This window comes from Burkholderia sp. JP2-270 (assembly GCF_003233675.1).
GTDB lineage: Bacteria > Pseudomonadota > Gammaproteobacteria > Burkholderiales > Burkholderiaceae > Burkholderia > Burkholderia pyrrocinia_C.
Map to the genome: position 1 here is coordinate 1,203,870 of NZ_CP029825.1, position 13,354 is coordinate 1,217,223.

The 13,354-nt window shown below is 66.9% G+C and carries 8 protein-coding genes; 7 read left to right on the plus strand and 1 reads right to left on the minus strand.

Features of this window, described 5'->3' with window-relative positions:
• Window positions 1-50: 50 nt before the first annotated feature.
• On the minus strand, window positions 51-2,450 hold the full coding sequence (locus DM992_RS23370; protein WP_111020358.1) for a TonB-dependent receptor: 2,400 nt from the start codon (window positions 2,448-2,450) through the stop codon (window positions 51-53).
• A 440-nt stretch (window positions 2,451-2,890) separates the two neighbouring features.
• Between DM992_RS23370 and DM992_RS23375 the strand changes: the two genes are divergently transcribed.
• From DM992_RS23375 to DM992_RS23405, 7 genes are all read left to right on the plus strand, one after another.
• The gene (locus DM992_RS23375; RefSeq protein WP_111018836.1) at window positions 2,891-4,612 is read left to right on the plus strand and encodes a methanol/ethanol family PQQ-dependent dehydrogenase; all 1,722 of its coding nucleotides are present in this window, start codon (window positions 2,891-2,893) and stop codon (window positions 4,610-4,612) included.
• A 79-nt stretch (window positions 4,613-4,691) separates the two neighbouring features.
• Entirely contained in the window at window positions 4,692-5,894 is a 1,203-nt protein-coding gene (locus DM992_RS23380; RefSeq protein WP_111018837.1) for a transporter substrate-binding domain-containing protein, read from the plus strand.
• 99 nt (window positions 5,895-5,993) lie between these two features.
• Window positions 5,994-6,308, plus strand: a complete 315-nt coding sequence (locus DM992_RS23385; protein WP_111018838.1) for a high-potential iron-sulfur protein — start codon at window positions 5,994-5,996, stop codon at window positions 6,306-6,308.
• A complete protein-coding gene (locus tag DM992_RS23390; RefSeq protein WP_111018839.1) occupies window positions 6,292-8,175 on the plus strand; it encodes a sigma-70 family RNA polymerase sigma factor in 1,884 nt (627 codons plus the stop codon). The genes DM992_RS23385 and DM992_RS23390 overlap by 17 nt, the downstream gene beginning before the upstream one ends.
• A 270-nt stretch (window positions 8,176-8,445) precedes the next feature.
• Window positions 8,446-10,428, plus strand: coding sequence for an acetate--CoA ligase (gene acs, locus DM992_RS23395; RefSeq protein ID WP_111020359.1), 1,983 nt, complete (start codon window positions 8,446-8,448; stop codon window positions 10,426-10,428).
• 209 nt (window positions 10,429-10,637) lie between these two features.
• Window positions 10,638-11,708, plus strand: a complete 1,071-nt coding sequence (locus tag DM992_RS23400) for a porin (protein ID WP_111018840.1) — start codon at window positions 10,638-10,640, stop codon at window positions 11,706-11,708.
• A 232-nt stretch (window positions 11,709-11,940) separates the two neighbouring features.
• The gene (locus tag DM992_RS23405; protein WP_111018841.1) at window positions 11,941-13,347 is read left to right on the plus strand and encodes a methyl-accepting chemotaxis protein; all 1,407 of its coding nucleotides are present in this window, start codon (window positions 11,941-11,943) and stop codon (window positions 13,345-13,347) included.
• Window positions 13,348-13,354 lie beyond the last annotated feature (7 nt).

Below are 13,354 nucleotides of genomic sequence, written 5' to 3' on the forward strand. Positions count from 1 at the left end.
CGCCGGCTCACGTCGTCAGGCAACGGCAAGCGCAGCCAGCCGCTCGGCACTCAATCCCACGCATAGCGCACGCCGCCCCACGCGCCACGCGGCGCGCCCGGCCCGACGAACGGTTCGTTGACAGGATTCGCGCCGTCGAACGTGTGATTCGGCCCGTTGAAGAAATTCCGGCCGAGCGCGCCGAAGCTTGCGTAGCGCTTGTCGAACAGGTTCGTCACGCTCGCGAAGACCTCGAAGCGCTTCGTGATCTGATACCGCATGTCGAGATCGACGAGCACGTAGCCCGCGATCCTGCCGTTCGCGTCCTGGTTGTTCTCGTCGCCGCGCGCATACACGCTGCTGCGCCACGTGACGTTCGCGCCGATGTTCCATGCGTGCGTCGCCGCGTAATCGAGCCGCAGCTTCACCGTGTGCGCGGGAATGCCGGGGATGCGGTCGCCCGCCTTGACCGCTACGTTGCCGTTCGCGTCGGCGGCAGAGTTCGCGGGGCTGTGTTCGGTCCACGACGAGCGATAGGTCGCGTCGACATGGCTGTACGACAGCCCGACGCCGACCGGGCCGAGCTGCGTGCGGCCCGCGAGCTCGATGCCCTGGCGCCGCGTGTCGCCGACGTTGCGGAAATAGCCCTGCGCGCTCGCGGGACTGCTGATGAACTGGATGTCGTCCGTCAGCGTCGTGCGGTAGGCGGCGGCGCTCCAGGTCGTCGCGGCGCCGATGCGGCCGCGCGCGCCGACTTCGAACGTCTTCGAGATCACCGGCTTGAGCACCGGGTCGGCGATGAAGTCGTTCGGCAGCGAGCACGGTGCGGCCGGGTCCGCGCACGCGAGTTCGATCGCGGTCGGCGAGCGCATCCCTTCGTTGTAGGTCGCGTACGCGGTGAAGCCCGCGACCGGGTTCCAGTTGAGCCCCACCGCCGGGTTGAAGCGCGAGAACGTATGGTTGCCGTCGAGCAGCGGCTGCGAACCGCTCTCGTCGCCGATCTGCGACTTCGACCAGTCGTAGCGGCCCGACAGCGTCAGCGTCCAGTGCGGCGTCAGCGACAGCGCGTCGCTCAGGTACACACCGAGGTTCGCATTGCGAGTCTTCGCGTTCGTCTGCAGGACGAAATCGCCGATACCGATCGCCGCGCGCGTGTCGGTGAAATACGCGTCCTGCGACGACGCGACGTAGCTCGAGTTCGCGACATCCGCCGCGACGCCCGCGACCAGCTGGTTCGACATCCCGCCGAGCTTGCCGAGCAGCGTGAGCTGCAGGCTGCCGCCGTAGCTGTCGGTGACGATCGTCGATTGCGCGTTGGTGCCCTGCACCGTGTCGGCCGTGCCGTCCGCGCCGATCGATCCGTAGTCGGTATTGTTGTTGCTGCTGAGGTTGGAATTGCGCAGGTGCCGGTAGTACGCGTTGCCGCTCAGTTCGACGTGCTCGCCGAAGAAGCGATCGCCCGACAGCGTCAGGTACCCGGCGCTGTTGCGGTTCAGGTCCGGATACGTGTATGCCTGCTTCCGGTTGTCGACGAACGAACGCGGGATCGTCTGGGTGCCGTACAGCGCGTTGTCCGCGCCGCCCGCGGCGATCGACAGCGTCGTGTCCGCATCGGTGTAGCGCAGCTTGCCGAACGCCTGCCGCACGCGGCTCGCGTTGTGGTCGGCCCAGCCGCCGTCGTTCGCGACGTTCGCGGTCGCGTAGTAGTCGAGGTTCGAGCCGAGCGTGCCCCCCTGCTCGATGTCGGCGGTCTTGCGGCCCCACGAACCGCCCGACACTTCCGCTTCGCCGCCCGGATTCGACTTGCCGTTCTTCGTCGTGATCGCGAGCGCGCCGCCGAGCGTATTGCGTCCGTACACCGGGTTGGAGCCCGGAATCAACTGCATCCGGTCGATCGCCTGCGTCGGCAGGATGTCCCAGTTCACGACGTCGCCGAACGGCTCGTTCACGCGCACGCCGTCGACGAACACCGACAAGCCCTGCGGCGTGCCGAGCAGCGGCGACGCGGTGAAGCCGCGATAGTTGACGTCCGTCTGGTACGGGTTGCCCTGCGCGTCCGAGATCGTCACGCTCTGCAGGTTCGCGGCGAGGAAGTCGGTCAGCGTCGCGCGGTGCTGTGCGTCGAGGTCCGCCGCTCGCACCGTCTGCACGTTCGCCGGCACCTCCGACAGCGGCGTGCCGATTCCGAGCAGCGGCGTCGTGCCGACGACCACTATAGCGGACAACATGTCGGCCGACGCTTGCGGTGCGGCGGCAGCGGCAGGCGGTGCGGCGGCACCCGCCGCTGCCCTGGCGTCCGTCGTGCCGTCCGCATTCGCCTGCGCATGCACGCCCGCCGTCGACAGGCCGAACAGCGCGATCGCGCCGAGAGTCGGGCCAAAAATCCGGCCGAAAATCGCGCCGGCGTACCACGCACGCCAGCCGCGTCGCATCGCATTGCCTCGCCCGACTGCCTTTGGCCTCCTGATCATTTCCGTTGTCTCCGTCCTTGTGTTCCGCCGTGGCGTGCGCTGCACCGAGCGGCGATAGGTTGTCGCGGAGCGAGCTTGCGATAACCGTGCCAGCACCGCGGTGCGGTATATGCCGACGTCGCAGCCCGTGCCGCGCATCGTCTCCGTGCTGCATGCGCGCATACGGCGGCCGCACTGTCACGGATGTCACGCCACCTGTCATGTTTGGCAACACTTCGCGCGCGGCGGTGTACCTGAATGCAACACCTTCGTTGACACCGCCGCGTGACACGTCCGACACCGCACAGCACGCGATACGCCGGTGTGCCGCGCCGCGCAGGCTTCTCGCCGCGATGGCATGCGACTTGCGTGAACGGCATCGCACTCGGCCCGGAACCCCACCCGTGCCGGCGCGACGAATTGTTCGCGACGGTGCGACCACAATGACTCAGGAGACAACCATGAAGAAACTCTCGGCTTCAGCGAGCCGGCTGGCGACGATCGGCATCGCGGCGGCAGCGGCCGTCGCGCTGAACCCCGGCCTCGTCGAAGCGGCCGCGGACTACCCGGCCGTGACCTACCAGCGGCTGACCGATGCGCAGCGCGATCCGGGCTGGCTGACCTACTACCGCACCTACAACGGCCGCTCGCATTCTCCGCTCAAGCAGATCGACACGTCGAATGCGAAGGCGCTCAAGCAGGTGTGGGCCTACAAGTTCCCCGCCGACCTGAAGCAGGGTTTCGAGGCAACGCCGATCGTCAACGGCAATTACCTGTTCGTGACGACGCCGAAGGACAACGTCTACGCATTCGATGCGAAGACGGGCAAGCAACTGTGGAAATACGAGCCGAAGCTCGGTGCGGCATCGTTCAAGACGGCGTGCTGCGACGTGGTCAACCGCGGCGTCGCGCTGTACGGCAAGAACGTCTATATCGCGATGCTGAACGGTGAAGTCGCGGCGCTCGACGCACAGACCGGCAATCTCGTCTGGAAGAAGCAGATGTTCGAGCCGGGCCTCGGCTACGCGTTCTCGCTCGCGCCGCTCGCACTCGACGGCGCGATCGTCGTCGGCACGTCCGGCGGCGAATACGGCATTCGCGGCTACATCGCCGCGCTGAATCCGGACGACGGCTCGGAGGTCTGGAAACGCTACACGATCCCCGGTTCCGGCGAGAAAGGCTCGGAGACCTGGCCCGACGGCATGCAGAGCCATGGCGGCGGCGCCGCATGGCTGACCGGCACCTACGACGCCGCATCCCGCACGCTGTACTGGGGCGTCGGCAATCCCGGCCCGTGGCTCGCGGCGCTGCGCCCCGGCGACAACCTGTATTCCGACTCGCTGCTCGCGCTCGACGCGAAGAACGGCAACCTCAAGTGGCACTACCAGTACACGAGCAACGACACGTGGGACTATGACGGCGTGAATGCGGCCGTCCTCGCTGACATCCGGTACAAAGGCAAGGACTACGACGCGATCATCCACGCGGACCGCAACGGCTTCTTCCACGCGATCGACCGTACGACCGGCAAGCTGATCTATGCGACGCCGTTCGTGAAGGCGACGTCGGTCACCGGCTACACGGCCGACGGCAAGCCGATCCAGGACGAATCGAAGTTCCCGAAGGCCGGCACGACGATCGAAACGTGCCCGAGCTTCCTCGGCGGCAAGAACTGGTGGTCGATCTCGTACGACCAGGATCGCAACATCGCGGTCGTGCCCGCGCTGCACGCGTGCATGAACCTGACCGGCAAGTCGGTCAGCTACCAGGAAGGCCTGCCGTATCTCGGCGAAGGTTTCGAGATCAAGCCCGAACCGGGCAGCGAGGGCTACGGCGAACTGACGGCTATCGACGTGAACACCGGCAAGAAGCTGTGGAGCCACTGGTCGAAGAAGCCGTGGAACGGCGGCGTCGCGACCACCGCGAGCGGCCTCGCGTTCAGCGGCTCGCTCGACGGCCACCTGTATGCGTTCGACACGGCGACCGGCAAGGTGCTGTGGGAAAGCCCGCAACTTGCGAGCGGCATCATTTCGCAGCCTTCGGTGTATGAGGTCGACGGCAAGGAGTACGTAGCCGTGCTCGCCGGCTACGGCGGCGCGAACCCGATCTGGGGCGGGCCGATGGCCGACATCGCGAAGGACGTTCCGCGCGGCGGCACGCTCTACGTGTTCGCGCTCGACTGATCAGGAGCAAGCCCCGGTCGCGCCCGCATGCGCCCGATGCGGGCGCGACGCCCCAACCGCTTCAACCGGAAACACGATCATGAATACTCGCCTCACTCCCGTTACCGTCGCCAGTCTGCTCGCCGTGGGCGTGGCGCTGACACCGGCAGCCGCGTCGGCCGGCGTGCGCATCTGCACGCTGCCCGGCAGCCCGACCACGGCGCTCGACCAATCCGTTGCGCGCGAAGTGTTCCGCACCGCAGGCATCGCCGCATCGTTCAACAAGCGCGGCGTCGACGACGACGGCGGCGACGACGGCATCTCCGCCAGCGAGCTGAAAAAATCGCTCGAACGCGACTGCGACGTGATCGCCGGCTTCCCGCGCTCGGAGATCGCCGATGGGTCGGGATCCAGAATGACGTTCTCGCAGGGCTATCTGCGCTCCGGCTACGTCAGCGTGTCGCTGCGCGACGCGCGAGCATCGTCCGGCGCCAAGGAAACGATCGCGGCCACGTATGGCAGCCCTTCGCAGTTGATCGCCGCGCAACAGGCCAACGCCCGCTTCGATCTGGAAAACACCAGCGAGCAGACGATCGGCGCGCTCGCCGCCGGCCGCGCGCAGCGCGCCATCGTCTGGTATCCGAGCGTCGTCGCGTACAAGCGCGCGCACCCGCAACAGCAGTTCCGGGTCGCGGCCACGTCGTCGCCGTACTCGGAGTGGCAACTGTCTTTCGCATTCGGGCCGGGCAAGGAAGACCTCCGGAAGCGCATCGACGCGGCCTTGTCGCGAATGAGCGGCAACGGCCGTCTCGCGGCGCTCACGCGCAGCTGGGCACTTCCGGAAACGGTCGCGCAAGCGACGGGTACGCATGCACCCGGCCGATTTCTCGACGGGTCGGTCGCATCCTTGCAGCCGGTAAAAAGCGGTTTCATCAAGGTTTCGGCCAACGAAGGCAGCGACGTACCGCCGTTCGAGCAGGCGCAGGTGCAGCACGGCAAGAAGATCTATGCCGATGCCTGTGCGAAATGCCACGGCGACCAGCTCGAAGGCAATACCGCCCCCGCGCTGAGCGGGGAGTCCTTCGCCCCCGAAGGCAAGTCGCACATCACGATCGGCGGCATCTACCAGTACATGTCGAGCAACATGCCGGCCGATCGCCCCGGCAAGATGACCGAACAGGAATACTCGGACCTGATGGCGTTCCTGCTCTACTCGAACGGCTACGACGCGGCGAAGACCAAACTGACCGCCGATGCCGCCAACGCGTCGAAGGCGCCGCTCATCGCCGGGCCGCGCAAGTAACGCTCCCGCCCCCTTTCGTTTCGGTCCACCCGCCGCGCCGGGAAGCATTCCCGTCGCGCGGGGCAGATTTTATCTTTTCATTTCATTCAGGAAAACGACATGATCTCCCGCAATCGCAGAACCTTCATGATTCAGACGGCCGGCCTGTGTGCCGCGCTCGCGGCCGGAACCCGCGCATTCGCGGCCGCGCCGCCCGTCGACGAAAACGACGCGACCGCGAAGACGCTCGGCTACCGCGCGAAGGCGACGACCGTCGACGCGGGCAAGTTCCCGAAGTATCAGGCAGGCCAGACGTGCGCGAACTGCCGCTTCTACAAGGGCGCCGAAGGCGAATCCTTCGGCACGTGCCCGATGTTCGCAGGCAAGACGGTGGCCGCCGAAGGCTGGTGCAACGTCTATGCGAAACGTGCCTGATCTCGCTGGCGACGCCGCGCCGCATCGCGGCGCGGATGCCGAACGCGCAGCGCATCTGCATGCGCTGATCGCACTCGGCATCGAGCGCGGCTACGTGACGCGCGGCGAAATCGTCGATGCGCTGCCCGACGAAGCGGCTGAAGACGCGGATTTCGACGCGACCGCGTCGATGCTCGGCGAGCTGGGCATCGAGATGCGCGAGCATGTCGACTCGCGAAGCGTGTGGACGTTCGATCGTCATTTCGCGCGAGCGACGGACGCGTCAGCGCCGCTCGCCGATGCATCGCCGTCGCTCGCGACCGCCGATCTGCTCGCGGGCCGCACGAACGATCCCGTGCGGATCTATCTGCGCGAAATGGGCGCGACACCGCTGCTCGAACGCGAAGAAGAGATCGCGCTCGCGCTTCAACTGGAAAGCGGTCGCGCGGCATGCATCGCCGCGCTGAGTCGCGATCCGGCTGCGCTGTGCGCCATCGCGTCGATTGCCGCCGACATCCGTGCGGGCAAGGTAGCCGCTTCCGTCTATATGACAGGGTTCGTCCGCGATTCCGACACGCACGCGGAAATGTCCGCGGACTCGCCCGCGAGCGACGCGGCGCCCGATCCGGATTTCGATTCGTCGCCGCTGGACGACGAATCCGACCAGTTTCCGGACGACACCGCATCGCGCGATGCCATCGCCGAATCGCTCGACCGCGCCGCCGCGCTGGCATCGCGGATGAGCGAAACGCTGCGCACCGCAGGCTTCTCATCCGCCGGCTATCGGTCGCTGATGCGCGAGGCCGCCGTGCTGACCGGCGGGATCCGCTTTACCGCACGGGCGATCGAGCGCATCGGCAGCGCAATTCGCGAACGCGCGACGCAGGCTCGCCAGCTCGAGAAACGCATCACGGCAACGTTGGCCGAAGCCGGCATCCTCACCGATGCGCCGCACCACGGCCTGTTCGCGCCGTGCGACGACGTCCGCTCATGGCTCGACGCATGCACGACCGGGCATCCCGGCTGCGCCGCCGCGCTCGCGCGGCGCGCACCGGTGCTGATCGAAGCGCGAACCGCGCTTGCGCAGCTTGCCGGCCAGCCGGGCCTGCCGCTCGACATCGCGATCGCAATCGACGCGCGACTGTCGCGCATCGATCGCGCGATACAGCCCGCGAGGAAGAAGCTGTTCCAGAGCAACCTGCGGCTCGTCGTGTCGATCGCCAAACGGTATCCCGATCGCGGCCTGCAGTTCCTCGATCTGATCCAGGAAGGCAATATCGGGCTGATGAAGGCGGTCGAGCGCTACGACCACCGGCGCGGCTTCAAGTTCGGGACGTACGCAACCTGGTGGGTCCGACAGGCCATCACGCATGCGATCGCCGATCAGGGCCGCACGATACGGGTGCCCGCGCATACGGTCGACGCGATCAACAAGCTGTCGCGTCTTGCGCGAACGCATGCGCAACAGACCGGCCATGCGGCCGATGCGCCGTCGCTCTCCACGCAGATGCAGCTGCCCGTCGGCAAGGTCCGCGACCTGATGAGCATCGTGCGCGAGCCGGTCTCCGCGGACACGCCCGTTTCGCCCGATCACGACCTCACGTTGTGCGACGTCGTGATCGACCACGACGCGCCGACCCCGGAAGAATCCGCGAGCGCCGGCCAGCTTCGCGCCGCGGTTGCTACGCTGATCGACAACCTGCCGGCGCGCGAAGCATGGATTCTTCGCTTGCGGTATGGCATCGACGTCGAAAGCGAGTATTCGTTGCGCGAAATCGGCCGACAACTGAACCTGTCAGCCGAACGCGTTCGCCAGATCGAGGCGTCGGCGCTCGAACGAATCAGACAATTCAGGCACGCGCCGACACTTCGATCGCTGATCGCCTGACGCGGCCGTGCTGCCCTGCCGCGATCCGGATTTGGCGGTCGCTTCGCCGTCGTAAACCGGCTGTTTAGGACTGCAACACAACGTGCTGCAAATCTGAACGACCAGCCGCATCGCGCCGCTGTCCGCGACGCCGTCCTTTCGATCGGATCGACCGAAACGCGTACGGCCGCCGCGGCTTTCGCAGAATGCATGCATCGATCACCGCTGCTGGCACGCATGTTGCGTTTTCTCGAACGCCCCCCGGAATCACAAGAACGCATGGAGACACTCTTGTCCACGATTGAATCGGTTCTTCACGAAACCCGCCAGTTTGCGCCGCCCGCGGCGCTCGAGCAGGCGGCGGCCATTTCCGGCATGCCGGCCTATCGCGCGCTCGTCGCCGAGGCCGAGCGCGATTACGAAGGCTTCTGGGCGCGTCTCGCGCGCGAGGGCCTCGCGTGGCACAAGCCGTTCACCAAGGTGCTCGACGAGAGCAACGCGCCGTTCTACAAATGGTTCGACGACGGCGAGCTGAACGCGTCGTACAACTGCCTCGACCGTCACGTCGAAGCCGGCAACGGCGAGCGCGTCGCGGTAATCTTCGAAGCCGACGACGGCACCGTCACGCGCGTCACCTATGCCGATCTGCTCGCGCGCGTGTCGCGCTTCGCGAATGCGCTGAAGCAACGCGGCATCGGCAAGGGCGATCGCGTCGTCATCTATATCCCGATGTCGATCGAAGGCATCGTCGCGATGCAGGCCTGCGCGCGCATCGGCGCGACGCACTCGGTCGTGTTCGGCGGCTTCTCCGCGAAATCGCTGAACGAGCGGCTCGTCGACGTCGGCGCGGTCGCGCTCGTCACCGCCGACGAGCAGGCGCGCGGCGGCAAGACGCTGCCGCTCAAGAGCATCGCCGATGAAGCGATCGCAATGGGCGGCTGCGAAGCCGTGAAGAGCGTGATCGTCTATCGCCGCACCGGCGGCAAGATCGACTGGCATGCGGGCCGCGACCTGTGGATGCACGAGATCGTGGACGGCGAGTCCGACCGCTGCGAGCCGGAATGGGTCGGCGCCGAGCATCCGCTGTTCATCCTGTATACGTCGGGCTCGACCGGCAAGCCGAAGGGCGTGCAGCACAGCACCGGCGGCTACCTGCTGTGGGCCGCGCAGACGATGAAATGGACCTTCGACTGGAAACCGACCGACGTGTTCTGGTGCACGGCCGACATCGGCTGGGTCACCGGCCATACGTACATCACGTACGGCCCGCTCGCGTGCGGCGGCACGCAGGTCGTGTTCGAAGGCGTGCCGACCTATCCGGACGCGGGCCGTTTCTGGAAGATGATCGGCGACCACAAGGTCAGCGTGTTCTACACCGCGCCGACCGCGATCCGTTCGCTGATCAAGGCGGCCGACGCCGACGACAAGGTGCATCCGAAGAGCCATGACCTGTCGAGCCTGCGCATCATCGGCACGGTCGGCGAGCCGATCAACCCGGAAGCGTGGATGTGGTATCACAAGCACGTCGGCCAGGAGCGCTGCCCGATCGTCGATACGTGGTGGCAGACCGAGACGGGCGGCCACATGATCACGCCGCTGCCGGGCGCGACGCCGACCGTGCCCGGTTCGTGCACGCTGCCGCTGCCGGGCATCATGGCGGCGGTGGTCGACGAGACGGGCCAGGACGTGCCGAACGGGCAAGGCGGCATCCTCGTCGTCAAGCGCCCGTGGCCCGCGATGATCCGCACGATCTGGGGCGATCCGGAGCGTTTCAAGAAGAGTTACTACCCGGAAGAGCTCGGCGGCACGCTCTATCTGGCCGGCGACGGCACCGTGCGCGACAAGGACACCGGCTACTTCACGATCATGGGCCGGATCGACGACGTGCTGAACGTGTCGGGCCACCGGCTCGGCACGATGGAGATCGAGTCGGCGCTGGTGTCGCACGAGCTCGTTGCGGAGGCGGCCGTGGTCGGCCGGCCGGACGACACGACGGGCGAGGCGGTGGTCGCGTTCGTGGTTCTGAAGCGTTCGCGCCCGGAGGGCGAGGAAGCGGCGGCGCTCGCGAAGACGCTGCGCGACTGGGTCGGCAAGCAGATCGGGCCGATCGCGAAGCCGAAGGACATCCGTTTCGGCGACAACCTGCCGAAGACGCGCTCGGGCAAGATCATGCGGCGCCTGCTGCGCTCGCTCGCGAAGGGCGAGGCGATCACGCAGGACACGTCCACGCTCGAGAATCCGGCCATTCTCGATCAGTTGAACCGCTCGATGTAACACCGCCCACTTGCGCGGGCGCATCGCTGCGCCGGAGCGCGGTCGCGCGCCCGCGCTCCACGCCGGGCACGCGGCCGCATTCCGGCCCGCACGAGGCACCGCCGTGCGTTCCCCGACAGCACGGCATGCAGACGGCATGCATCGCATCCGTCATCGCAGTGTTGATTAGTCGTACGTATTACAAAACTTGACAAAAACGGAGACAGACGATGAAGAGCAGGACATGGACGATTTGCGCGGCGCTGCTCGGCGCGGCGGCGAGCACGAACGGCTTCGCGCAGAGCAGCATCACGCTGTACGGCGACCTCGACGCGGCGTTGCTTTACACGAGCCGGTCGCTCAACTCGACGACCGGCGCCAACGCCGGCCGCCAGTTCGCGCTGACCGATACGGGCATGACGCCGACCAACTTCGGCATGACGGGAACCGAGGATCTCGGCGGCGGACTGCACGCGAAGTTCAAGCTGGAGAGCGGATTCAACATCACGGACGGCGCGTTCGGCCATTCGAACGGCAACTTCTTCGGCCGTCAGGCGTGGGTCGGGCTCGACGGCGGCTTCGGCGAGACGAAGGTCGGCCTGCAGTTCTCGCCGTTCGTGCTTGCGGTGCTCGGCTCGGACCCTCGCAATATCTCGCACTTCGGCGCCGCGCTGGTCCCGTACGTCGACAACGTGCTCGTCACGGGCCTGTTCAACCCGAACGCAATTTCGTACACGAGCCCGACGATCGGCGGGCTGACGGGCAGCGCGATGTTCGGGTTCGGCGGCAAAGCCGGGGACTTCCAGGCGGGACGCCAGTATTCCGGCAGCCTCACCTATACGAACGGCGGCTTCATGCTCAACGCGGCACTCTACGACGGCAACGGCGGCACGTCGCCGACGCCGGTATCGAGCACGGTCGCGTTCGTCGGCCGCACGATCGGCACCGCGTATACGTTCGGGCCCGTGACCGGCAAGGCGTCGTTCACGAGCTACAAGGTCGCCGGCTCGTTCAGCAACAACGTGTATAGCGCCGGCCTCGACTATCGCGTCACGCCGGCCCTCGACCTGAATACCGGCGCGTGGTACACGACCGATCGCAACGATTCGCACAATCATTCGCTGCTCGCCGCGGTCGGCGCCGATTACAGCCTGTCGAAGCGAACGGGCCTTTACGCGCAAGTCGGCGTCGTCAACAACCACGGCGCGATGAATACAGGCCTCGGCATCACGGGCGGCGCATTGTTCGGATTGCCCGGCACGACGGTCGGCGCCAACGTCGGCATCCACCACGTATTCTGACGCGGCGCATCCGGACGGGCGATCGGCGATCGGCACTCGCTCGTCCGGCCCCCGCGTCGGAACACGGCCGCCGCAAAAACGGGGAACGCGCGGCGCCGGCCCGACATTCCGGATTGCCGATCCTGACGTTTACCCGACCTCAAGTCGGCGGCCGTGCTGCCGTCAAGTCAGGAGCGCACATCCAAAATCCGTCAATGGCCGGGAATGCGTGCCCTCAAGGAGACCCAGCAACGTGAACCTCTTCGGAATCGGCCGCGGCCGCCGTTCATCGCGCGCGCTCGTCGGCGACATCGCCGAGCAGGCCGGCAAGCTCGGCATCGAGATCTGCGACGTCTCGGGTCATGTCGAGGAAGTCGCCGCCCGTGTCGCCCGGCAGGCGGAGGTCTGCCACACGCTGCGTGAATCGGCCGCCGTCACGCTGCGCGGCAACCACCGGATCGCCGAGGCCGCGCAGCAGGTGCGCGCCGTCAGCGCCAATGCGTCGAGCGCGGTCCAGAAGTCGCAACAGACGATCGAGGCATCGCTCGCCGACATCCACGGCCTCGTCGAGGGCGTCACCTCGATCGGCAGCCAGATGGGTGCGCTGCGCGACGCGCTCGATCACGTGCGGGCCGTGTCCGAGGAGATCTCCGTCATCGCCCGCCAGACCCACCTGCTCGCGCTGAACGCCGCGATCGAGGCCGCGCGCGCCGGCGAGTCGGGCCGCAGCTTCGCCGTCGTCGCGGCCGAGGTCAAGAACCTGTCCGCGAAGACCGGGCAGGCGACGGCCCAGATCGAGACGACCCTCGCGCGCCTTGCCGAGCAGACCGAACACCTGATCGCGGAGGGAACCGACAACGCCGCGCGCGCCCATCGCGTCCGCGAAGGCACGCGCACGATCGGCGAGGTCGTGCACACGACAGGGCACGCGATCACCGAACTCGCGGGCGAAGCCGAACAGATCGCATCGCTGACGGACGAGATCGAGACGCAGTGTCACCGCCTCGAGGAACAGGTTGGCGAAATGGCGACCGGCGTCGAGGATTCGAGCGACAACTTCTCGCAGGCCAAGGACCGGCTCGGCAACCTGCTCTCCGTCTCCGAGACGCTCATCGAACTCACGGCCGCGACCGGCATCGAATCGCCCGACACGCGTTTCATCGAAACCGCGCGGAACACGGCCGCGGCGATCAGCAGGCTCTTCGACGATGCGGTCGCGCGCGGCGATATCGCGCTCGACGCGCTGTTCGATGCGAACTACGTACCGATTCCAGGCACCGATCCGCAGCAGTTCATGACGCGCTTCACGGCCTTCACCGATCGCGTGCTGCCGGCCGTCCAGGAGCCGGTGCTCGAGATCGACGAACGCATCGTCTATTGCGCCAGCTTCGACCGGCAGTGCTACCTGCCGACCCACAACCGGAAGTTCTCGCTGCCCCAGCGCGCAGACGCCGCTTGGAATGCGGCGAACTGCCGGAACCGCCGGATCTACACGGACCGGACGGCGCGCACCTCCGTATCGCATACCAAGCCGTTCCTGCTGCAGACCTATCGACGCGACATGGGCAACGGCAACTTCGCGCTGATGAAGGACGTTTCGGCACCCATCGTCGTCGGCGGACGGCAATGGGGTGTCCTGAGGATCGGCTACAGCGCGTGAAGCGGTG